The organism is Asticcacaulis sp. W401b (assembly GCF_046503825.1).
In the GTDB taxonomy this organism is placed as follows: domain Bacteria; phylum Pseudomonadota; class Alphaproteobacteria; order Caulobacterales; family Caulobacteraceae; genus Asticcacaulis.
This window is the reverse complement of the sequence record NZ_JBKFEE010000010.1, coordinates 1-22347: the sequence shown is the minus strand read 5'-3', so window position 1 is coordinate 22347 and position 22347 is coordinate 1. Positions and strand designations below refer to the sequence as shown.

Sequence of the window (22347 nt, the reverse complement as noted above, 5' to 3'; positions counted from 1 at the left end):
CGATTGCCCGTGTCCTGAGCGGTGAGGTCAATCCGTCGGGGCACCTGCCCCTGACCTTCCCGGCCTCCGAGGCGCAATTCGTGCATCAGGCCCTGCCGGGAGGCGACCTGCCGCCCAATTCCAGCTTCACCGTGCGCTATACCGAAGGCGCGGCCGTGGGCTATAAGTGGTTTGATCTGAAAGGCTATACGCCGCTGTTTGCCTTCGGGCAGGGGCTCAGCTACACGACCTTCCGCATGGATGGGCTCAAGGCTCAGGCGGTCGAGGGGGCCGGGGAGCGGCTGACGATCGGCTTCACGCTCGCCAATACGGGGGCGCGCGAAGGCAAGACGGTGGGGCAGGTCTATGTGGCGGCCCCCAAAAGCGCCGGCTGGGAGGCCCCGCGTCGTCTGGTCGGGTTCCGCAAGCTGTCCCTGTCGAAAGGGCAGTCGCAGACGGTCACCCTGAGCGTCGATCCGCGGCTTCTGGCCGTCTATGACGAGGCCACGTCCGAATGGGTGATCGCGCCGGGGGCCTATGAGGTGCAACTGGGGGCGGCGTCGGATGATATTCGCGAAAGGGTCACTGTCACCCTTGCCGCCCAGCGGTTTGCGGCGCGTCAGGGAAAGACGGTGCCGTAGAGCATGGGAACCATCTAGGCATCCTGTCGCAGAAGGGACGTCCTGACGCTGCGGTTTGACCACGCGGCGTGCAGAAGGATGGCCCCTCCGGCGCAGGCACTGGTCGCCAGACTGGCCAGCACAAAGGGCAGGGGCGTCAGGGGCACGTGCGCCGCGAACGTCCCCAGCCACTTTTGCAGGACGAAACCGGCCAGCGGCCAGGCGGCAATATTGGCGATCAGCAAGGGCAGCCAGAAGGGTCTGAGGCGGTGCCTCAGAAGATCGCCGAAATGCGCCCCCAAGGCCTTGCGGATCGCCAGCTCCCGGCTCTGATGACGGGTCAGGAAGACGCACAGCCCCATCAGCCCCAGTGCCGAGAGGACAATGGCAGCGGCGGCGACAAGGCGGCTGACGGCCACCTGCTGATGCAGGTCGTGATATTGCGAGGTCAGATAGTCCCGAAACGCTTGCCGGGCGATGGGTTCGGTCCCCACCGTGTGACGCAGCCAGACCTGATCAATCTGTCTCAGGGTTTCGGCCTCCCCCTGAGCTTTGACGCGGATGCTGAAATGCGTGAAAAACCGGTCGAAGCCGTCAAACATCATGGGGGGGACGGCATAATGAACGGTAGAAAAGCGGATATCCGGCACCACGCCGATAATGCGTGACCGCATATGCGTGCGGTCGGTTTCGTATTCGAGCGTTTGCCCCAGCGCCTCCTGAGCCGACGCGAAGCCCAGGGCGCGCACAGCGGTCTCATTGATCAGGACGTCTTTCGGCGCAATAATCTCGGAAAACGTACCGTTCAGACCGTGCCCGGCGCGCAGCTTGACTCCATAGACGTCGAAAAAATCAGGGGAAACCGAGTTTCGGGTAAAGGACAGAACCCGTCCGTCCTTACCCTTCACCAGAGCGGGGCGCACGAAATTTGAGGTCGGGGCCCCGAAGGCCTCAGCGACGCCCGAAACCCCGTCCATCTGCTCGATCTCGTTGAGAAATGCCCTGTTTATCCAGGGGTTGTCATGGCGCGGCACGATGTACAGATGCTCTCCATCAAACCCCGGCGCGGTGTAAAGTGCATAGTCCCATTGCCGCGAGACGACCTGCGCGGCGATCAGCAGGCTGATGACCAGTGTAAACTGCGCGATGATCCATCCCTGCCACCTTTGCGGCGGCCGTGTACGCATCCGGGCCCGGCGGACCGCCGAAGGGGCGGTGACGATAATCGCCGGCAGCAGGGCCGACAGCCCGGCGAGGGCGGTGGTGATCAGCGCCATAATCGCGATCAGGCTTAGCGGGGAGGCCCACAGTTTCAGGTCCAGATTGAGGCTGTGGTTCAGATAGGGCAACAGCCGCTCGGTCAGGGCCAGCGCCACCACAAGGCTGATCAGATGCACGATCAGGCTTTCGCGCAGCACCGTGGCCAGAAGATGCGCCCGCCCGGCGCCCAGCGCGGACAACAACGCCATTTCGGCGCCGCGTTCATCGGTTTCCGCCAGCACCAGCCCTGCATAGTTGGCACAGGCAATCGACAGGATAACCAAGGCAACCAGCGACAGGGCCACAAGCGTATCCACGTGTCCGCGCGCCTTCATCTGAAGGTCACCCCGTTCGTGCAGGTGCAGGTCTTTGAGGGCGATCAGTTCGTAGCTGACGGGGATGTTGTTCGGCCCCTGCCAGTTCTGATGCGTGAGCCGGCTGAGGGTTTGCGCCACCGTCTGCGGCCGGACGCCGGGGGCCATCTTCACATAGGTATAGCAGATACTCCACAGATAGCTGGGGTTGGCGTCGTGCAGCGCCAGCACGCTGTCGGCGGAACGCCCGGAAACGAAAAGTTCGCGGTCCAGATGCGTATTGGACGGAAAATCCTTCAGTATGGCGGTGACGCGCAGACGTTGGTTGTATCGCGTGGTCAGCGTGCGGCCGAGTGCGTTCTGATCCCCGAAATAGGCTCTGGCCATGCGCTGCGTCATGACGATGCTGTCGGGTGCGCGCAGGGCGGTCTTCAGGTCTCCGGCGACGGCGGGCAGGTCAAGCACCTCGAACAGGTTGGGGTCGGCCCAGAAAAAGCGCTCGCGGGCGATGCGGCGCGGTGTCGAAAAGGCCCATTCGACGGGCAGGAGACGCGCCACCTGCCGGGCTTCGGGCATATCCGTCCGCATCCAGCGCGCCACGCCAGTGGGGGTGATGTCGCTGGGCACCAGAGGCTTGTTTTCCAGCCCGTACAGGGCCGACACCAGATAGACACGGTCGGAGTCGCGGATAAAGCGGTCAAAACTCAACTCGCTGCGGATAAACAGGCCGACGATCAGGGTCAGGGTCAGCGCGAGGCCTGTTCCGGCGATCATCAGGGCATAGACGCCCCAGCGGCGCGTCACGCTGCGCAAAACATAACCAAAGTCGCGTTGGGCCTGCCTCATGCCAGACGTCGGGTCGAAAGATGGATGCGGCCATCGTGCATTTCGACCACCCGTCCGGCGCGGTCGGCCTGACTGGGGGCGTGTGTCACGATGACCAGCGTGGTGCCGCGGCTGTTGAGTTCCGCCAGAATGCCCAGAACCTGAGCGGCATTTTGGGAGTCGAGACTGCCCGTCGGTTCGTCGGCCAGCACGATCTGCGGATCACCCACGATGGCGCGGGCAATGGCGCAGCGCTGCTGCTGGCCGCCGGACAATTCGCGCGGCAGATGGTCGGCCCGGTGCGCCAGACCGACCTTGTCCATGGCGCTCAGTATCCGTTCGTTTTCGTTTTTCAGATGGTCACGCCGATAGCGCAGCCCCAGCCGGATATTTTCAAACACCGTCAGGTGGTCGATCAGGTTGAAGTTCTGAAAGACGAAGCCGATGCGCGACGCCCGCAACAGCGCCCGTTCACGTCCCGACATCTCGGCAACGGCCCGGCCGTCAAAGCGATAGTCGCCGTGACTGGGGCTTTCCAGCGTGCCGATGATATTGAGCAGGGTGGATTTTCCGCTGCCCGACGGCCCGACAATGGCGACAAATTCACCCGCTTCGATGTCCAGACTGACGCCGCGCAGGGCGTTCACCGGGCGCGCATTTTCGGCATAGGTATGATGGATGTGGGTGAGCTGGATCAGCGGCATGGGGTCTATCCGGTGACCGGGAAGGTGAAGGCGAACACCGTAGAGGCGGACGGCTCATCGAGCAAACCGAGATTGCCGCCGTGCGCGAGCGCGATCTGACGGGCCAGGTTGAGGCCCGTACCGGACCCGTGCGGCTTTGTGGTGGTGAAGGTCATAAACAGGCCGGCGCGCACGCTTTCGGCAATACCTTCGCCATTATCCGCGATGCGAATGACCACATCGTGCGGCGTGTGGGATACGCGGACGCTGACCTGACGCAGACCGGCATTGGACTCGGTGGCTTCGACGGCATTGGTGATGATATTGATCAGGGCCTGACCGACCTGCGCCTCATCCAGCGCCACCCAGGGCACGCCCGCCTCGATCTCAAGGTCGAAGCGGATATCGGCCATGGCGGGATTGCGCGTGAAAAAACTGAGCACGTCCTCGACCAGACGGCCGGGATGCACCGGCTGCAACTGCGGGGCGGGTAAACGGGCCAGCGCGCGATAGGCGTCGATAAAGCGGGTCAGGCTGGCCGAACGGCGCGACAGGGTGGTGAGGGCGTCGCGCGCGTGGTCGGCGGCTTCGCCTGACATGGGACTGAGATAGTCCCGCGCGATATCGGCCAGCGACGAGATGGGCGTCAGGGAGTTCATGATTTCATGGCCCAGTACCTGAAGCGTATCGCGCAAGGTGGCGGCTTCGACGCGATAGATTTCCGACTGCACGTCCGTCAGTGTGGCCAGCCGGAAGGCACCGTCCTCCGTCTGTACCTCGTTGAGGGTGAGGGCGTAGCGTCGCCCGAAGAGATCGAGCCGCGGCTCGTTCGGGGGCGTCAGGGCCGACAGCAGGGCCTCGCGACCGCGCACAATGGCGTCGTCGGTTTCAAACAGGGCGCGCGCCGCCCGGTTGACGGCCTGCGGCATCCCGCCGGGGGCCAGACTGATCAGGGGCAGGGGAATCTGATCCAGAAAGACGTGGACGGGATCGCTATGGCCCGTCGGCGCAGAGGCGGGCGGGAGCGTCGCGGCCGCCCGGTCTCCGCTCATCAGATAGGCAAACAGGATGAGACAGACCAGGCCCCCCAGCGCGGCGTTGGCCCATAGCGCCCGGTTGACGGCGTCCCCGATAAAGGCGGCGCTCAGGGCCAGTGCCAGAAGGGCCAGCCCCTGCCTCAGGCGGGGCTCAAAGACCATGTTTGGCCATCCTTCGATAAAGCGAAGGTCGGGTCAGACCCAGCTCCGCTGCTGCGGCAGACACATTGAAGTTATGCCGGTTAAGCGCTTCTTCAATCAGACTTTTTTCTGATTGCGCCAGATTGCCTCTGGGGGTGTCGGCGGCCGCGCCGGGGCGATCGTGCAGGGGCAGGTCGTCAGGCGTCAGGGCTGGATGGTCCGACAGGATGATGGCGCGTTCAATCACGTGTTTCAGGGCGTGGACATTATCGGTCCACGCTTCGGCCTGAAGACTGGCGCGGGCTTCCGGCGACAGGGTGCGCGGGTGAAAGCCGTGCAACTGACAGGTGGCCAGAATAAAATGCTCGGCCAGAGGCACGATGTCTTCGACCCGTTCACGCAGGGGAACGAGGGCGATATCCATGGTGCTGAGGGCGTACATCAGTCCGCGGTCCAGCCCGATTTCGGCGCGGGGTCTGGCGCTGGTGGAGATGACGCGGCTGTTGGAACGCGGGGCGCGATGCAGATAGCTCAGCAGGGCGGGAATGATCTTGTCCGGCAGGCGGTCGATATTTTCGAGGATCAGCGTGCGGTTGGGCGTATCGTCAAGGTCTTCGGGGGACAGGGTGGCGCATTCCACCACGCTGAGGCTTGAGCGGCGCGACTGATGATGCAGGACCGTCGCCGCCAGCGACTTGCCCGTCCCGGTCTCGCCGCTGAACAGCACGGGGATGGTCAGGGTGGCGCAGCGGTCCATGGCCGCCATGATGCGGCGCATGGGCCCGGACAGGCCGATCAGCGCGGGAGGGCGGGTGGAGGCGAGCGTGTCGGTACGCCGCGACGCAAGGGTTGCTTCCACGGTCGCCAGCAGGCGCTCATTGTTCCACGGCTTCATCACGAAGTCGCGCGCCCCGGCGCGCAAGGCCTGAACGGCGATCTGAAGCCCGCTGTGCCCGGTCACCACAATGACGCTGAGGCTTGGATCGTGGCGCAGCATGTCGGCCAGACCGTCAAGTCCCTCCTGACCGGAGGTCTGCGATTTGGAAAAGTTCAGATCGAGCAGCACCAGATCGACCGGCGTAGTGGCCAGCAGGCTGAGGGCGCTGACGGGCGACGCCGCCTCGAGATAGGCGTATCCGGCCCGGCGGAACAGAAGTTCGGCCGTTTTGCGTACATCCGCGTCGTCATCAACAAACAGAAGGGTGGGGGAGGCTTCGGACATGTACGCTTTCGGACGGGGCGGTCAATTGAGCGGACACTTTGTGAGCGCCATTGAAAAAAGTCAACCAATACCGCCTGTTATGTATGGTTGAGGTGTCTGGTAAACTGCGCAGGCGAATACTGACGATTCTGTGCGGCGACGGACGAAGCGCGCGGATGTCAAAAAACGCGCAGCGCCCATAGGTCAGAGTCCCAGAGTGCTCTTTCTGTGTTGGTCTGACAATAATATAAAAATCCGGTCCGTGCGCGTCAAGGATGCCGCAAAGGACAGCGGAACAGGGGAGACGGTGGATGAAGCTCAAAGCGACCTTGGTGGGGGCGTGCGCCCTGTTGGCGGCGGTGACCAGTGCCTCTTTCGCGCAGGCTCCGGCCGGGCAGTTGCGCGTGCCGGACGCGCACCTCTATGTCGGTGCCAATTACCAGCCTGTGGACCGCACGCCCGTGCAGATTCATCAGGATATTGCGCGCATGAAGGCCGCCGGTTTCACCGTGGTGCGCATGGGCGATCTGTCGTGGGATTACTTCCAGCCGGCCGAGGGCGTCTTCACCTTTGAGGCCTTTGATGCGGTGCTGGAGGAGATGCATCGCAACGGCATCAAGGTGATTGTGGACATTCCGGGCCAGCCGGCCCCCATGTGGCTGCACAAGGCCTATCCGGGCGTGGACCTTGTCACGCAGAACGGCACACGCCTCTATGCCGCCGAACGCTATATGGATAATACCAGCGATCCTGATTATCTGAGGCTGGTCGCCGCATTGGCCGAGGCCATGACCAAGCGTTATGGCCATCATCCGGCGGTTATTGCCTTCGGCTACAATAACGAAATCGGCAATGGCTTCATGTCCTATTCCGAGGCCGACAAGACCCGCTTTGTGGCGTGGCTGCAAAAGAAGTACGGCACTCTGGACACTCTGAACAAGGCCTGGGCGACGCAACGCTGGTCGCGCACCCTCACCGCGTGGGATCAGGTGGAAATCCCTTATGGGGATGGGCCGGGCCCTTTTGAGCGCTATCTGGATCTGCGCCGGTACTGGTCAGACGCGACGATCAACGTCCTGATGATCCTCGAAAACGCCCGGCGTAAGAACGCGCCGGACAAGCCGGTCATTTCCAACCTCTGGGACAGCAGCGATCGCAAGGGGTTCGACTACCTGTCCACCTACAAGCAGTACGTCTCGCACGGGTCGCACGGCTATTATAATGGCGATGCCATCGGTGGCGCGTTTGAGACCCTGATGATGCGCGGCGCCCTGCCGACGCCGAACTGGTTTTCCGAGTTTCAGGCGGGCGGCGGTGGCTATTACGGCACCAAAGGCCGGTCGCGCATGTGGGGCTATTTCGGCCTGCTGAACGGGGCGCAGGGCATGCTGGCCTGGACGTTTAATACGCATCTGGGCGGCGAGGAGCAGGCTTTGTTTGGCCTGATTGATCACGACGACACCCCATCGTGGAAGCTGGACGAATGGGCCACCATGGCCAAAGAGTTCAAAACGCTTGAAAAACTGGGTTTCCCCCGCGAATTGAAGCCACAGGTCGCCGTCGCCTATTCGTTCGAGGCCAAGACCGCTTCAAGCCCCAAAAGCTGGTCGAATACCGTCGCCCAGTACCTGACCACACCCTATATGGTTCAGGCGCACAATGCCTTTTCGCCGGTCTATAACGACAATATCGACATCGCTGTGATCAATGTCGGCAAGGAGGACCTCAGCCGCTACAAGATGGTCGTGGTGCCGGGCCTCTACCTGATGGACAAGGCGTCGGCGGACAATATCCGCCAGTATGTGAGGGAGGGGGGTACGGTCATCATGACGGCGATGTCTGCCAAGGTGAACGAGACAAACCAATGGTTTAACACGCCTTTGCCGGGCTATCTGTCAGATGTCTTCGGGGTAAAAACGCGCGAATTCTACCGCAGGGACGCCGCTTTGAGCGGGCAGATCGGGGCCGCGTCGGTCAACACCACCATTCACTTCTATGAGGTGCTGGAACCGACCACCGCCACGGTTCTGGGCCGTTTTTCCAATGTCGAGGGAACGCCCCCGCTGGCCACGATAAACACCTATGGAAAGGGGCAGGCCATCTATGTCGCAACGCCCGCTCAGCCGTCGGTGCTGCAACCCTTATACCGCAGCCTTTATGGCCGTTTGGGGATCACGCCGGGACCCTCGACCCCTGAGGGCGTCTATGCGCGGGTGGTGAACGGACGTACCCTGTACGTGAACGCGTCCTACGGTCCGAAAGATATCCGTATTGAAGGCACGAAAACGGGGTTACTCTCCGGCAAGACGTGGTCGGGCACTCTGCATCTGGAGGCCGACGGTGTTGAGATTGTGCAATAGGCCCCGTTGCGTCGACGGGCGGCCTCAATGTGGGGACATTCAGCCATGAAACGCTTTGTAAACGTCGCGCGGATCGCCGCCTGTCTTAGCCTGTTCGCGGGCGGGCCTGCGTTTGCGGCCCCGACCATGCCCCCCGTGACGGTGACCGGGGGCCAGATTGCGGGTGTGGATGAACAGGACGTCCATAAGTGGCTGGGCGTTCCCTTTGCCGCGCCGCCGGTCGGTGATCTGCGCTGGCGCTCGCCGCAGCCGGTCGTACCTTGGCAAGGGGTCAGGGCGGCGGATACCTTTTCACCGGCCTGCGCGCAAACCGCGACATGGCTGCCCAATCCCAAAAGCGAAGACTGCCTGTATCTGAACATCTGGGCCCCCAGAAACGCCCATAACCTGCCGGTCATGGTGTGGATACATGGGGGCGGCTACTACGGCGGTAGCGCCGCCCAGCCGTCCTATGACGGGCGCAATCTGGCCCGGCACGGGGCGGTCATTGTCACCCTGAATTACCGTCTGGGCGTTCTGGGCTTTTTTGCGCATCCTGAGCTTTCGGCGGAGTCTGCGCACAAGGCATCGGGCAATCAGGGCCTCGAGGATCAGATCGCCGCCTTGCAATGGGTGCGCGACAACATCGCGGCCTTCGGTGGCGATCCGCAGCGCGTTACCATTTTTGGCAATTCGGCCGGTGGTGAATCTGTCGCTCAGTTGATGGCATCACCGGTCGCCAAAGGCCTGTTTCAGCGCGCCATCTCGCAGAGCGGCAATTTCGGCGTGCCGCTCACGGCCGGCGAGAACGCCTATTTTTCACGACAGTCGGCCGAAGATCGGGCGCTGACCTATGCCAAGGCGGTCGGGGCCGCCCATATCTCTGATCTGCGCCAACTGAGCGTCGAAGACCTGCACAAGGTGGCCTATTACACGCTCCTCAGCGTTGATGGCTATGTTTTGCGTGAAGACCTGACGACGACCTATACCCGGAAGCGTCACAACGATGTGCCCTTGATGGCGGGCTGGACCGCTGACGAAGGCAAGGATCTGGCGCCGGAATTGCTGTTCACCCCCACCTTTACCGCTGCCAATTATCGGGCTTTGGTGACAAAACTTCTGGGGCATTCGCCCTCACCGGAACTTCTGGCCGCCTATCCCGGCGCTACGGACGCCGACGCCAAGGCCTCGATCAACCGGCTGAGCAATGACTGGTGGGGCTGGCGCATATGGTACTGGGCCGGGCTTCAGGCCAGAGAGGGTAAGGCCAAACCCTATCTCTATTATTTTGCCCACATGCCAGCGCAACCCAAACCCTGCCATTATGGGTGCGGTGTTGGTCATGGTGCGGAAATCCTGTTCGTCTTTGATAATCTGGATACCGAAAAGCGCGACTGGACGCCGCAGGACCGGCAACTGGCGACCCGACTTGCCGACACGTGGGTGCGTTTCGCCAAAGACGGTGATCCCGGCAAAGATTGGCCGGCTTTTGATGGCCGTCCCGCCCGGGTGCACATCATTGCCACCGAAAAGGATGCCAAAGAGACGCAGCCCCTGCCGGACTTTTCGCTGTTCTTACCCCCTTCCGAACCTCAAAAATAACGTTTCACACAGGAGACTCTATGCCCGCTAAAGCTTCCCGCAGAACCCTCGCGGCCCTGATCGCCAGCGCCCTGCTGGTGCCCTCTGCCGTAGTGGCCGCCCCCGCTGCGCGTCAGGTCACGCTCGACGTCACCAAGGCCACGCAGCCGGTTGACCGCTTTTATGATCTGTCGGTCGGGGCCGACTATCCGGGCACGACGATCCGTGAGGCCAATCTGGCACAACTGGAAATCGCCGCCAAAGAACTGGGGTTCCGCTATATCCGCTTCCACGACATCTTCCACGACGAACTGGGCACGGTGAAGAAGGTTGATAACAAGCTGGTCTATGACTGGACGAAGATCGACTATCTGTACGACCGCCTGCTGAAGATGAAGATCAAGCCCTTTGTCGAGCTGGGCTTTACGCCCTCGGCGCTCAAAACCTCGGATCAGACCATCTTCTACTGGAAGGGCAATACCTCGCCGCCGCGCCTCGATCTGTGGAAGCAACTGGTGCACGATTTCACCAAACACCTGATTGAACGTTACGGCATCGAAGAGGTGCGTAGCTGGTATTTCGAGGTGTGGAATGAACCCAATCTCGACGGCTTCTTCCAGTATGCCGATCAGGAGCAGTATTTCGCCCTTTATGGCGTCACGGCCCGCACGCTGAAAGCCATCGACCCGCAATTGCGCGTCGGCGGCCCCTCGACCGCCGGGGCGGCCTGGGTGCCGGAACTTCTGGCCTATGCCAAGGCGACGCACACGCCCGTCGATTTCGCCACCACCCACACCTATGGTGTCGATTACGGCTATCTCGACGAAGAGGGCAAGATGGACCTTCAACTGTCGAAGAAGCCGGACGCCGTCATCGCCGACGTCAAAAAAGTGCGCGCCGAGATCGAGGCCTCGCACCTGCCCGGCCTGCCGCTGATCTTCACCGAATGGAGCACCAGCTATAACCCGCGCGACTTAAGCCATGATTCCTACATCGCTGCGCCCTACATCCTCAGCAAGCTGAAGGGCACCAAGGGGGTGGCGCAGGGCATGAGCTACTGGGTCTATTCCGACCTGTTTGAGGAACCCGGCCCCCCCAATGCCCCCTTCCACGGCGGTTTTGGCCTGATGAACCGCGAAGGCATCCGCAAGGCTTCGTGGTTTGCCTATAAGTATCTCAACACCCTGACCGGTAAGGAAATCCCTGCGTCTGATGATCAGGTGTGGGCGGCCTATGACGGCAAGGGGGCTTCGGCGGTTATCTGGGACTTCCAGTTGCCGGACCAGAAGGGTTCAAGCAACAAGACCTTCTTCTCGAAGCTGGTCCCCAACGCCAGGTCGGCCCCGGTCAGCCTGAAACTGACGGGCCTGAAACCCGGTACCTACCGCCTGACGGTGCAGCGCACGGGCTATAAGAAGAACGATGCCTATTCCGCCTATATCGAGCTGGGGGCACCGGACACACTGACGCCGGCGCAGATCGAAAAGATGCAGGCCCTCACCACCGACGCCCCTGAAACCGACCGCAAGGTGACGGTCGGGTCAAACGGCACGGTGTCGCTCAGCGTCCCCATGTCGAGCAATGATGTGGTGCTGGTAAAGGTGCAGCCCGCGTCCTGATGCGGTCATTCTGTGGGCCGGTCTTCCGGCCGGCTCACAGGCATTTTGCGGGGGCGTCAGGCTTCGTTGGGGGCCGCTTCGACCTGCCGCAGCGTCGCGCGCAGCAATTCCCGCATCATGCCCTCGGCCCCGGCGGCATCGCCATTCGCAATGCAGGTCATGATCTGCTCTTGGAAGGAGAGGGTGAGCGGGCTGGGCTGGGCGTGGGTATATTCCATGTGCAGGGCGGTGCTGATCAGGGCCAGCAGGCGCGTGAAAAACGCATTACCGGACTCCAGCACGATCGTCTGGTGAAACTGGATCGCCGCCGTCAGGCGCGCTTCCGACTGAGCGGGGGCCACTTCGAGCGCCGCAAAGAGGGTCTGAAGCGATTTTACCACCGCCGCATCGCCTCGCGCCGCCGTCAGACCGGCGGCCACGGGCTCGACCGCCAGACGCATCTGGATAAATTCCCGGAAAATCTCCAGAGAGAAGGGGCGGCGGCGCAGCCAGAAGCTGATTTCGGGATCGAGAAGATTCCAGGCGGCCAGCGGCTGAATACGGTCGGCGCGCTGACGCATACTGATCAGGCCCTTGCCCATCAGCATACGGATGGCTTCGCGGATCACCGTGCGGCTGGCCCCATAGCGTGTGCTCAGTTCGGCTTCGTTGGGCAGGCCCGAACCGTCAAACTCACCGGCGACAATGGCTTCACCGAGCAGGCGGTGAACGTGCACGGCCATCTTGGCCCCCGTCTCCATAAGGTCAGTCATTGCGCCCTCAAATCGTGCGGTATTCATCGTCTGTCTACGTCTAACGCATTCAATGTGCACTTCAAAGCACTATGGCGCATTTGCAAACGTGACCGTGTGGATGGGCCTTTGGGAGTCGCGATATGTCCGTATTCGGACACCGCGAACAGTTTCGATCAGGCCGCCTGTGTCATTTCGGAAATAATCACACATATTCAGCCTGTTAGCTGGGGGGCGGCGGCGCGTTATACTTCTGAAAAACGGTTGCGTAAACGCCGCCGATGTTCAGGGGAACGGAATGTACGACGACGCATTGCTGATCACAGACGCCCATCACGAGTCCTTGCGTTATGGACCGCCGCGTCTGTGCGTGAACGAAGGGCAGGTGTTCCTGTCGTTTCAGGTCGATAACCCCACCCCCTGGCATATCACCGAATACGTTCAGATCTACGCCCGTCTGAGACAGGCCGACGGCGGGGTGTGCGAAAGGCTGATCGGGTGGGAAGGGTGCTCTGTGGCACCGGGTCAGCAGCGAACCCTGCATTTTTACGCCGAGGCCCTGAGTGGTCAGGCGGCCAGCGAGGCCTCTGGGGCCTTATCCGGGCTGTTGGAGGTGCAGATACGCAGCCTGTCTCAGCTCAGGTCCCGACTGATCTGCCGCGGCCACGTCGAGCGGTTGTAAAAAGCCCTCGCTGAACAGGGAGAGCGTTCAGCGAGGGGAGTGGCCTCATCCAACGGGGAGAGGGCTTGATGCTCAGTGCGGTGCCAAACCAGTTGGCCAATAAATAATATACTCATACAAAATATGAAACAAGAGGCTCCGGCTAATTTTTTATCGGTAAATTTCGTTTTTCTTTATTTATAGCCAAAATTCGCATTTTATCGGACAATTATGTGATGTTTTTGCATCAAATATGAAAACAATTGCACGGCGCTCAAAAACATTCTTGTCGTACAATAATATAATAGTGTGATATGAGCTCGTGTCCGCAGGCGAGTCCGTTGCGGTCATCCAGTCAAACAAGAACGCCGCCGCATAGAGGACGGCTCACAGGGGAGGCATGTATGTTGCCAATAAAGTCGCGCTTTTTAGCGCTCGTTGCCGGGACGTCGGTGATCGCCTTGTCAATGGCGATGCCGGTCTGTGCGCAAAACGCCACCGAGGCCAAAGAAGCCGAGGCTGCCAAAGCCGATGGCGACGCCGTGATCGTGGTTACGGCGCGTCGCAAGGCGCTTCAGTCGGCCATTGAAATCAAAAGGAAGGCCGACACGATCGTCGATTCGATCGTCGCCGACGAAGCGGGCAAGCTGCCCGACAATTCGATCACCGAAGTGCTGCAACGCATTTCGGGCGTGTCGATCTCGCGCTACACCTCCACCAACGGCGGCAGCTCGGCGTTCGAAATCGAAGGGACGGGCGTCACCGTGCGCGGTCTGCCCTTCAATTCGAGCATGCTCAACGGCCAGCAGCTGTTCAGCGCCAACGGTGCCAGCGCTATCAGCTGGAACGAAGTGACGCCGGAACTGATGGCTGGTGTAGATGTGTATAAGGCGTCGCGCGCAGACCTGATCGAAGGCGGGGCGTCCTTGATCAACCTGCGCACCCATCTGCCCTTCGATTTCAAGGCTCCTCAACTCAACCTTACGGTGGGCGGCAGCTACGGCAGCCAGGTGAAGAAGGGGTCGCCGCGCGTCTCCGCCATGTTCTCCAGGCGATTCGAAACCGGTATCGGTGAAATTGGCGTGTTGTGGGATGTCGCCTACAGCCGTCTGCACCAGCAGAGCAGCAACCTTCAGGTCGGCGCCATGTTTGGTGAGTATTCGCCGAACTCCACGCGCGACGACCATATGGCGTTTGTTCCCAGCTCGTTTACCTGGAGTAACAATCTCAGCCAGCGTGACCGTTACGGCGCCTATCAGGCCATCCAGTGGCGGCCGACGGAAAACCTGACGCTGACCAACACCGTCTTCTACTCGCAATATAACAGCGAAGGTTGGGGTAACACCGGTTCGGTGACATCAAGTCCTACTGCAACGTCGGCTGTTATGCCTAAGCCGGGCACCCCGGTTGAATTCAATGCCGATGGCGCCTTCCGCAGGGGGAGCCTGACGGTCGGGTCCACCGGCAACTCGGTCGAGTTCCAGAACCAGAGCAAGACCATTGGCTGGTTGCCCAGCTGGTACCAGCTCGATTGCGGCGCCACCTTTGGCGGTCCGGCTTCGTCGCTCCAGTGGGATTGGTCCGCCAGCGCCGGGGTTAATCCGGCAAATCCGCCGGCGGGATGGGACGGCAGACGCCTGGTGCAGTGCGGGCCTGCGGGCACGTTTAACCCGAGCGGCGGGGCGTCGGCGTCGCGCAGCAAAAGCTCTACCCTCGATATCTCACAAAGCTTCCTGTGGACGGCCGGCGAACAGATAACGGTGCGTGGCGGTGCGCAATACGTCCGTTCCCGCATGACGGGCGAAAACATGTTTGTGGGCCTCGCCCAGACGAGCCCGCTGGTGAACTCGATGGACGTTGACCTGACGGGGTCGCTGCCGCTCCTGACGGGGCTTTCCACCACGGGTCTGCTCGACAAGAGCAAGGCGTATCTCAGCAATTTCGGCTATCATAAACCGAATAACAAGGGCGAGATGACGGCTGCCCACTTTGATGTGGAATACCGGCCCAGCGATGAAGGTTTCCTGCGCACGGTTACTTTTGGTGCCCGAATCGCCAAGCGCACCGAAAACGACGACAATGCGGGGACCTATTGGGCACCACTCAGCCAGTCCTGGTTGGGTAATCCCTGGGGTTCGCATCCCGGCGATCCGTCCTATGGCGCAGGGAATATTCTGTATCTGACCAACCCGAATGTCCGCGCGTCGGATTATGAGGTCGCAAGCTTCCCGAACTTCTTCGGCGGCGACGCGGCGGTTCCGGCGCAGCTTCTGGTCCCCAGCCAGTCGCTGAAGCAAAGTTATGACTGGTACCATTTGCTCAAGACCTATAACGGGCAGATCACCAACGGGACGGCGGACCAATACTGGACGCGCTATATCGATCAGGGGCTGAACAAGACCGACAGCCGCATCGTCAACAAGGCCATCTATATCCAGGCCAAGTTTGCGCACGATGGTTTCGGCTTCATCCCGGCGTTTTCGGGGAATATCGGGGTGCGTTCCTTCAGCGAAACCCTGACGGCGAGCGGCCTTCTGTCCACGCCCAATGCGACGAACCTCGCGCTCACCGAAAAGGACAGCACGGATTACTTCAACGCGCAGCAGGTGAAGACCGCCAATCCCAATGCCAATCCGGTGTTCCCGACGCTCTATGCGTTTGTTCAGGGGTATAACCTGCAACAGCGCAACTACAGCTACCACCGCATCCTGCCGTCCTTTAACATCAAGTTCGACGTCAGCGACAAGTTCATCATTCGGGCGGCAGCATCGAGGGCGTCGGCACCGCCGAACCTCAATGACATTCGCGCCGGCGGGACCATTGGTGCCAGATCAAGAGCGGCGTCTAATCCGCAGGCGCCTTCAATTCTTACCGGGGTCTCTGTCAATGGTGGCGGCGCGGATCTGAAGCCGACCATGATCAATAGCCAGGACGTGACGTTCGAATACTATCCGTCGTCGTCGAGCTTCTTTTACCTGGATGTGTTCGCCAAGCAGATCGAAGATCATCCGGTCTTCCATTCGTTCATCGCCAACAATCTACCTGTCCCGGCGCTGGCTTATGCTAATGGCGCTAAGCCTCCGGTCAACGCCAATGACCCGCAAACCGGAACGCCGGCAGAGCTTGACCTTCCTTGGCTCTATCTGCAGAACAAGACCTCCGAGCAGAAGGCCACGATCAAGGGCTTTGAAATCGGTGGCTGCAAGTTCTTTGATCAGCTCCCTGGCTGGATGCGCGGGTTCGGTATCGATGCCAACCTGACCTATATCGACAGCCGGAACCCGGCCCAGCAGGCCAACAGCGTGCTGACCCCGCCGCCGGCCAATGGCTCCCTGCCGGGCCTGAACCCGGACGGTACGGTGCCGCAGACCTACCCCGACCTCCCCTATGCCGGGTTGTCGAAGTGGGCCTACAACATCCAGCTGCTGTACAGCCGCGACAAGGTCAATGTCCGTCTGGCCTACAACTGGCGCGACAAGGCCTTGCTGTCCACCAACGTCAATCCGCTGTCCTACGCGACAAGCGGCGGCAACCCCTACATCCTCAATACCAGCCCGACCAACTTTGACGCCGCCCATTCCTATCCGGTGTACAACATGGTTCCGGCCTATATGGCGGCGGCGGGTTATCTGGACCTGGGCTTTGACTACAGGCTGAACGAGAAGATTTCCGTTTCCTTCAACGCGAACAACCTTCTCAATACGAAGTCGAAAACGCTTCAGGAGCCCGTGCCTGGCGTGTTCGAGCCCTACGACTTCAATGTCAGCGATCAGCGTTACGAAGTCACCGTGCGGGCGCGCTTCTAACGGTCTGAGGGGGAAGGGCGCTTCATGTCGAAGCGCCCTTACTCTTCATTTTTGTTTAGCCCCTCGCCGGGTGCGGGCTCCGCCACCTTGGCCGCCGCCGCAATGGCGGCTTGAGCGGAATGATTCCAGTAGAAATCATTCCGCTATAAATTCAGAAAGCGCTCTATGAACAGCGTACAGCAACAGGACATCGTCATACTGGGCGGCGGCGCGGCGGGTTGGATCGCGGCGGGGTTGCTGGCGCGCAAGACGGATCGGCGTCGAACGCGCATCACTGTAGTGGAATCCGAGGAGATCGGCATCATCGGTGTTGGGGAGGCGACGGTGCCGGTACTGGCGCACTGCAACGCCTTGCTCGGCATTGACGAAAATGACTTTATTCGCCGCACTCAGGGCACGTTCAAGCTGGGTATTGAGTTTTGCGACTGGGGCGTTGTGGGGAACCGGCATTTCCACGCCTTCAGCGACTATGGTCATCAGGTGGAGGGGGTATCGACCCACCATTACTGGCTGAGACTGAGGCAGGCCGGCGACGCGCATCCGATCGATGACTATTCGTTCGCCTACGCCGTTGCCAAAAACAATCGTTTTGCGCCGGGCGATCCGCAGACTGCGCGCTATCACTATGCCTACCATTTCGATGCCGCCCTGTACGCCCATTATCTGCGCGAGGTGGCGACGGGGCTGGGCGTGCAGCGTATCGAAGGCCGGATGACGCACGTTGATCTGGACAGCGCGTCTGGCCATATCACCGCCATCCACCTTGCCGATGGCCGCAAGGTGTCCGGCGACCTGTTTCTGGATTGCACCGGCTTCGCCTCTGAATTGCTGGGAAAGGCGCTGGACACGCCGTTTGTGGACTGGTCGCAGTGGTTGCTGTGCAACAGCGCTATGGCGGCCCCGGCGACACGGACCGGCGCGCCCATGCCGTATACGAGGTCCACGGCTCACGCCGGGGGCTGGCGCTGGACGATTCCCCTGCAACACCGAAGCGGGCACGGCATGGTCTATAATTCGGACCTCTGGAGCGACGATGCGGCGCGTGACGCCCTGCTTGGTGCCATCGAGGGCGAACCGCTGGCTGAACCCAGAGTGTTCCGCTTTACCTCCGGGCATCGCAAGGTGTTCTGGAACCGCAACTGTATAGGGATCGGTTTCGCCTCCAGCTTTCTCGAACCTCTGGAGTCCACCGGGCTACAGTTGATCGTCATGGGCGTCCTGAAGTTGCTTCAGTTCTTCCCCGAAAGGACGATCGACCCCGTTTTGCGCGACGAATACAACCGGATATCCACCCGCGAGATCGAGCGCATACGCGACTTCATCATCGCCCACTATTACCTCTCACGCCGGCCAGAGCCCTTGTGGGCGGCGTGCCGCAACATCGAAATTCCCGACAGTCTGCGCCACAAGCTGGAGGTATGGAACGCCAGCGCACAGATCCCGCTGGGTGATCTGGAATCCTATATGGAACCGAGCTGGCTCGCCATCCTGCTGGGCAATGGAGCCGTGCCCACGCGCTACGCCGTAGCGGCGGACCTCTACCCGCTGGAACAGATCAAAAAGGGTATGGATTTGCGCCGCGACGAGATCAGTCGATCGGCGCAGGCGGTCATGCCGCATCAGGATTTCATCGACCGGCACTGCAAGGCGGCCTCTGAGCGACCTCAGGCCGATTTAGAGCGGAATGATTTCTAGTGGAATCATTCCGCTCAAGCCGCCATTGAGGCGGCGGCCAAGGTGGCGGAGCCACCGCCCGGCGAGGGGCAAACAAAATACTAGATCATTATGTTTCTACCAGAAATCATAATGATCTAGGGAGAGCTTGACAGTCCGCAATTGGCGTTATTATCATATAATCATTCAATTTATCGCCCTCGAAGGCGAGTTGTGCCCATGGGATGGGGGCCCCTTTCAAGACAGATGTCGTGACGCCCCCCCGCAAAGCCGTCCCCTGTGTCGGCTGTAACCCCTGAAATCTGAAACAGTCACAAAGAGAGCCGTAAACGGCCTGTAAAACGAGGAAGTACCCTATGACAAAACAAACCGGCAAGACGCCCAAGGTCCTGAACCGTCGCCATCTGATCATGGCCACCGCCTGCGTGGTGCCCTTATCGGTCGTGGCCTGCGGTGGGGGCGGCGGTGGGGGCGTATCGACGGCCTCCGCAGGCGGCACCTCTTCAACGTCGTCGTCTTCCTCCTCATCGTCCTCGTCAGCGAGCGGTTTGTATCCCAACTATAATACAAATCCGCTGTCGGCGAATGCGACGGGGATGACCAGCACGGCGGCCGAGATTGCCGCCAAAATCAAGCTGGCCATCAATATCGGCAATACGATGGAAGCCATAGGCGGTGAGACTGCCTGGGGTAATCCGCTCATCACCCAGGCGCTTGTCAACAAGTATAAGGCTCTGGGCTTTGACGCCATCCGACTGCCGTGCGCCTGGGACCAGTATGCGGATAAGACAACGGCAAAGATTTCCAGCACCTGGCTGGATCGCGTCAAGACGGTTGTCCAGTACTGCATGAACGCCGACCTCTATGTGGTCCTGAACATCCACTGGGATGGCGGCTGGCTTGAGAAGCACATAGATGCGGCCAGTAAGGACGCGGTCAACGCCAGGCAGAAAGCGTTCTGGGAGCAGATCGCCACCCACCTGCGCGACTTCGACGAGCGCCTGATCTTCGCCAGCGCTAACGAGCCGGACGCCGGTACGGAAGCGAATACAAAAATCCTGCTCAGCTATCACCAGACCTTTATCGACGCTGTGCGCGCGACCGGCGGGCGAAACGCCTACCGCACCCTCGTCGTACAGGCGCCGCAAACCAATACCGAGCTGGCCGTTTCGATGTGGCCGGGCATGCCCACCGATACCACGACGAACCGTCTGATGTTCGAAGTCCACTACTACGCGCCGTCGCAGTTCATGATCATCGACAAGGACGCGTCCTGGGGCAAGATGTTCTACTACTGGGGCCGCGACAACCATTCGACGATCGAGCCGGACCGCAACGCGACCCACAGCGAGGAGCCCTATGTCGATCAGCAAATGCTGGCGATGAAGACCCACTTCATCGACAAGGGCATCCCCGTCATCATCGGTGAGTACGGTGCCTGGCGCAAAACCCAGCCGCTGGACATGCCCAAGCACAACGCCTCGGTGGATTTCTGGAACCGGTATGTCACCCAGCAGGCGCGAGCTAATGGCGCTGTGCCCTTCTTCTGGGACACCGGAGCCCTCATCGACCGCACGACGCTTGCCGTCAAGGATCAGGCGATGCTGGACGCCCTGCTCATCGGGGCCGGCAAGAAATAACAGAGCGATATGTCGAAAAGTGTGAGCGGTTTTCGACAAAAAATATCGGGACAAAACAAAATTTTAGAGCGAAATGTCGATTCCACTCAAAGTCATTTCGCTCTGGCAGAACCATCCGCTCGGGCACAGGGCCTGAAACGCACAGAACAGTCCACGGGAAGGCAGGGACCGCCTTCCCGTCATGCGAAGGGTATTGCTTATGATCACCCCCGTTGACTCCACCCGCCGTCGCCTGTTTCTGGCCGCCGGCATCAGCCTGATCCCGTTTGGCCTTCTGAGTTGCGGTGGTGGGGGCGGTGGAGGTGGCAGCTCCGGCGGCGGGGGGGCGTCTTCGTCCGCCTCATCCGCCACACCGGCCGTATTGCGCCCTTCGACCATGACGCTGGGCCTGCCGATTGTCGTCGATCAGTTCGGCTACCTGCCGACGCAGGGCAAGGTCGCCGTCATCCGTGACCCGCAGGGCGAGGCCGTGGGCACCCTGAGCGACGGGACGCAGATCATCAGTTTCGATGCCGCCGATTCCTTCACGCCCGGCACCGTCTATGAGGTGGTCAATGCCGCCACGGACGCCGTGGTGTTTACGGCGGCCCCCGTGGCCTGGAACAATGGCGCGACCGACAAAAGTTCTGGCGACAAGGTGTGGCATTTCGACTTCAGCAGCGTCACCGCCGTCGGCGAATACTACATTCGCGATGCCCAGAAGAACGTCAAATCCTATACATTCAGGATCGCCAGCGACGTCTATGCCGCGGTGCTGAAGGCGGCGGTGCGTTACTTCTATTATCAGCGCGCCGGGCAGGAAAAGACCGTGGCCCATGCCGGGGCCGGCTGGGCCGATGCGGCCTCGCACGTCGGGCCGGGTCAGGACCGCAATGCGCGCCTGTACAGCGACAAGACCAATGCCGCGACCGAACGCGACGTCTCCGGCGGCTGGTACGACGCGGGCGATTTCAACAAATATACAAGCTGGACCGCCGGATACGTGACGGCCCTGCTGTTCGCCTATGCCGAAAAGCCGTCCATCTGGGGAGATGACTACAATATCCCGGAATCGGGCAATGGCATTCCGGACATTATCGACGAAGCCAAATGGGGGCTCGACTGGCTGCGCCGCATGCAGCAGGCCGACGGCTCGGTCCTGTCGATTGTCGGGCTCAGCCACGCATCGCCCCCGTCGGCGGCCACGGGCCCCAGCTATTATGGTCCGGCCAGCACATCGGCGACCCTGAACACCGCCGGGGCCTTTGCACGCGGGGCCAAGGTGCTGGCAGGCTTTACGCCCTTTGCCAGCTATGCCGCCGATCTTCAGACGCGGGCCGAAAAGGCGTGGGACTGGGCCGTGGCCAACCCGAATGTCATTTTCACCAACAATGATCCCGCCAACGGCTCGCAGGGGCTGGGGGCCGGTCAGCAGGAGACGGATGATCGCGGACGCCTGCTGGCGCGTCTGATCGCGGCGGTCTATCTCTATGACGCGACGGGCAAGACCACCTATCGCGATTTCGTCGAAGCCAATTACGGGCAGGCCAACCTGATCCGCTTTCGCAACTATGTGTCGCCCTATGATGGCGGGACGCAGGATGCGCTCCTGCACTACGCGACCCTGCCGGGGGTGCCCTCGGCCACGGCCAATGATATCCGCACGAACTACCTCAATGGCGTCAATGGGGAATGGGTGCGCGGCAAGATCACCACAAAGGCCGACCCGTATCAGGCCTTCATTCCCGACTATGTGTGGGGCAGCAACAGTATCAAGGCTAATTTTGGTCTGCTGTTTACGGCGCTCAATGTGCATAATCTGGGCACGACGCACAGCCCGACCGATAATCTGAACGCGGCCGCGGCCTATATCCACTACATGCACGGCGTGAACCCGCTGGCCCTGTGTTATCTGACCAATATGTCCAGTCTGGGCGCGGAAAACTCTGCCACTCAGATCTTCCACGCGTGGTTTGTGGATGGCTCGGCCAAATGGGACAGCGTGGGCACCTCGACCTATGGCCCGCCGCCGGGCTTTGTGCCGGGCGGTCCCAACCAGACGCAATGGGACTGGGACAGCCGTTGTCCGTCGGTCAGCAACCTGTGTGGCACCAAGCGTCCTTCGCCGCCCTATGCGCAGCCCGCGCAAAAATCCTACAAGGACTTCAATGATGGCTGGCCGCTGAATTCGTGGCCGATCACCGAAGTGTCGAACGGCTATCAGGTGGCCTACATCCGCCTGCTGTCCAAGTTCGTT

General features: G+C 61.0%; 14 protein-coding genes. 9 read left to right on the top strand and 5 right to left on the bottom strand.

Annotation, left to right across the window (positions count from 1 at the left end):
• Nucleotides 1-2 precede the first annotated feature (2 nt).
• Nucleotides 3-620 carry a fibronectin type III-like domain-contianing protein gene (locus ACK8OE_RS16235; protein ID WP_410273472.1) on the top strand — a complete coding sequence of 206 codons (618 nt, stop codon included), beginning with the start codon at nt 3-5 and terminating at the stop codon, nt 618-620.
• A gap of 14 nt (nt 621-634) precedes the next feature.
• Here ACK8OE_RS16235 and ACK8OE_RS16230 read toward each other — a convergent pair whose 3' ends face one another.
• From ACK8OE_RS16230 to ACK8OE_RS16215, 4 genes are read right to left on the bottom strand one after another with little or no spacing between them, the layout of a single operon-like run.
• On the bottom strand, nt 635-3019 hold the full coding sequence (locus tag ACK8OE_RS16230; protein WP_410273413.1) for an ABC transporter permease: 2385 nt from the start codon (nt 3017-3019) through the stop codon (nt 635-637).
• The gene (locus tag ACK8OE_RS16225) at nt 3016-3702 is read right to left on the bottom strand and encodes an ABC transporter ATP-binding protein (RefSeq protein WP_410273412.1); all 687 of its coding nucleotides are present in this window, start codon (nt 3700-3702) and stop codon (nt 3016-3018) included. The genes ACK8OE_RS16230 and ACK8OE_RS16225 overlap by 4 nt, the downstream gene beginning before the upstream one ends.
• Nucleotides 3703-3707: 5 nt before the next feature.
• Complete coding sequence (locus tag ACK8OE_RS16220; protein ID WP_410273411.1) at nt 3708-4880, bottom strand: sensor histidine kinase; 1173 nt, start codon at nt 4878-4880, stop codon at nt 3708-3710.
• Nucleotides 4870-6081: a sigma-54-dependent transcriptional regulator gene (locus tag ACK8OE_RS16215; protein ID WP_410273410.1), complete on the bottom strand. Its 1212-nt coding sequence runs from the start codon at nt 6079-6081 to the stop codon at nt 4870-4872. The genes ACK8OE_RS16220 and ACK8OE_RS16215 overlap by 11 nt, the downstream gene beginning before the upstream one ends.
• 290 nt (nt 6082-6371) lie before the next feature.
• On the opposite strand from ACK8OE_RS16215, the gene ACK8OE_RS16210 reads away from it, so the two are divergent.
• From ACK8OE_RS16210 to ACK8OE_RS16200, 3 genes are read left to right on the top strand one after another with little or no spacing between them, the layout of a single operon-like run.
• Nucleotides 6372-8420 carry a beta-galactosidase gene (locus tag ACK8OE_RS16210; protein WP_410273409.1) on the top strand — a complete coding sequence of 683 codons (2049 nt, stop codon included), beginning with the start codon at nt 6372-6374 and terminating at the stop codon, nt 8418-8420.
• A gap of 45 nt (nt 8421-8465) precedes the next feature.
• Nucleotides 8466-10001 carry a carboxylesterase/lipase family protein gene (locus ACK8OE_RS16205; protein ID WP_410273408.1) on the top strand — a complete coding sequence of 512 codons (1536 nt, stop codon included), beginning with the start codon at nt 8466-8468 and terminating at the stop codon, nt 9999-10001.
• A gap of 20 nt (nt 10002-10021) precedes the next feature.
• Nucleotides 10022-11599 carry a GH39 family glycosyl hydrolase gene (locus ACK8OE_RS16200; protein WP_410273407.1) on the top strand — a complete coding sequence of 526 codons (1578 nt, stop codon included), beginning with the start codon at nt 10022-10024 and terminating at the stop codon, nt 11597-11599.
• 56 nt (nt 11600-11655) lie between these two features.
• Here the strand turns inward: ACK8OE_RS16200 and ACK8OE_RS16195 are convergent, their stop codons facing one another.
• Entirely contained in the window at nt 11656-12351 is a 696-nt protein-coding gene (locus tag ACK8OE_RS16195; RefSeq protein ID WP_410273406.1) for a FadR/GntR family transcriptional regulator, read from the bottom strand.
• A 277-nt stretch (nt 12352-12628) separates the two neighbouring features.
• On the opposite strand from ACK8OE_RS16195, the gene ACK8OE_RS16190 reads away from it, so the two are divergent.
• The 5 genes from ACK8OE_RS16190 to ACK8OE_RS16170 all read left to right on the top strand — a co-directional run.
• A complete protein-coding gene (locus tag ACK8OE_RS16190) occupies nt 12629-13012 on the top strand; it encodes a hypothetical protein (RefSeq protein ID WP_290792964.1) in 384 nt (127 codons plus the stop codon).
• A gap of 383 nt (nt 13013-13395) precedes the next feature.
• Nucleotides 13396-16797: a TonB-dependent receptor gene (locus ACK8OE_RS16185; protein ID WP_410273405.1), complete on the top strand. Its 3402-nt coding sequence runs from the start codon at nt 13396-13398 to the stop codon at nt 16795-16797.
• Nucleotides 16798-16962: 165 nt separating this feature from the next.
• A complete protein-coding gene (locus tag ACK8OE_RS16180) occupies nt 16963-18492 on the top strand; it encodes a tryptophan halogenase family protein (protein WP_410273404.1) in 1530 nt (509 codons plus the stop codon).
• Between the two features lie 335 nt (nt 18493-18827).
• Nucleotides 18828-20111 (top strand): glycoside hydrolase family 5 protein, encoded by a 1284-nt coding sequence (locus ACK8OE_RS16175; protein ID WP_410273403.1) that lies wholly within the window; start codon nt 18828-18830, stop codon nt 20109-20111.
• A gap of 199 nt (nt 20112-20310) precedes the next feature.
• Nucleotides 20311-22347, top strand: a 2037-nt coding sequence (locus tag ACK8OE_RS16170) for a glycoside hydrolase family 9 protein (RefSeq protein WP_410273402.1), incomplete at its 3' end; no start/stop codon positions are given.

Excerpts from the sequence above, each read along its gene's own strand:
- ACK8OE_RS16195 (WP_410273406.1), bottom strand. The coding sequence starts at position 12,351 with ATGACTGACCTTATGGAGACGGGGGCCAAGATGGCCGTGCACGTTCAC.
- ACK8OE_RS16200 (WP_410273407.1), top strand. The coding sequence starts at position 10,022 with ATGCCCGCTAAAGCTTCCCGCAGAACCCTCGCGGCCCTGATCGCCAGC.
- ACK8OE_RS16185 (WP_410273405.1), top strand. The coding sequence starts at position 13,396 with ATGTTGCCAATAAAGTCGCGCTTTTTAGCGCTCGTTGCCGGGACGTCG.
- ACK8OE_RS16220 (WP_410273411.1), bottom strand. The coding sequence starts at position 4,880 with ATGGTCTTTGAGCCCCGCCTGAGGCAGGGGCTGGCCCTTCTGGCACTG.
- ACK8OE_RS16210 (WP_410273409.1), top strand. The coding sequence starts at position 6,372 with ATGAAGCTCAAAGCGACCTTGGTGGGGGCGTGCGCCCTGTTGGCGGCG.
- ACK8OE_RS16205 (WP_410273408.1), top strand. The coding sequence starts at position 8,466 with ATGAAACGCTTTGTAAACGTCGCGCGGATCGCCGCCTGTCTTAGCCTG.
- ACK8OE_RS16190 (WP_290792964.1), top strand. The coding sequence starts at position 12,629 with ATGTACGACGACGCATTGCTGATCACAGACGCCCATCACGAGTCCTTG.
- ACK8OE_RS16215 (WP_410273410.1), bottom strand. The coding sequence starts at position 6,081 with ATGTCCGAAGCCTCCCCCACCCTTCTGTTTGTTGATGACGACGCGGAT.
- ACK8OE_RS16175 (WP_410273403.1), top strand. The coding sequence starts at position 18,828 with ATGACAAAACAAACCGGCAAGACGCCCAAGGTCCTGAACCGTCGCCAT.
- ACK8OE_RS16225 (WP_410273412.1), bottom strand. The coding sequence starts at position 3,702 with ATGCCGCTGATCCAGCTCACCCACATCCATCATACCTATGCCGAAAAT.
- ACK8OE_RS16230 (WP_410273413.1), bottom strand. The coding sequence starts at position 3,019 with ATGAGGCAGGCCCAACGCGACTTTGGTTATGTTTTGCGCAGCGTGACG.
- ACK8OE_RS16180 (WP_410273404.1), top strand. The coding sequence starts at position 16,963 with ATGAACAGCGTACAGCAACAGGACATCGTCATACTGGGCGGCGGCGCG.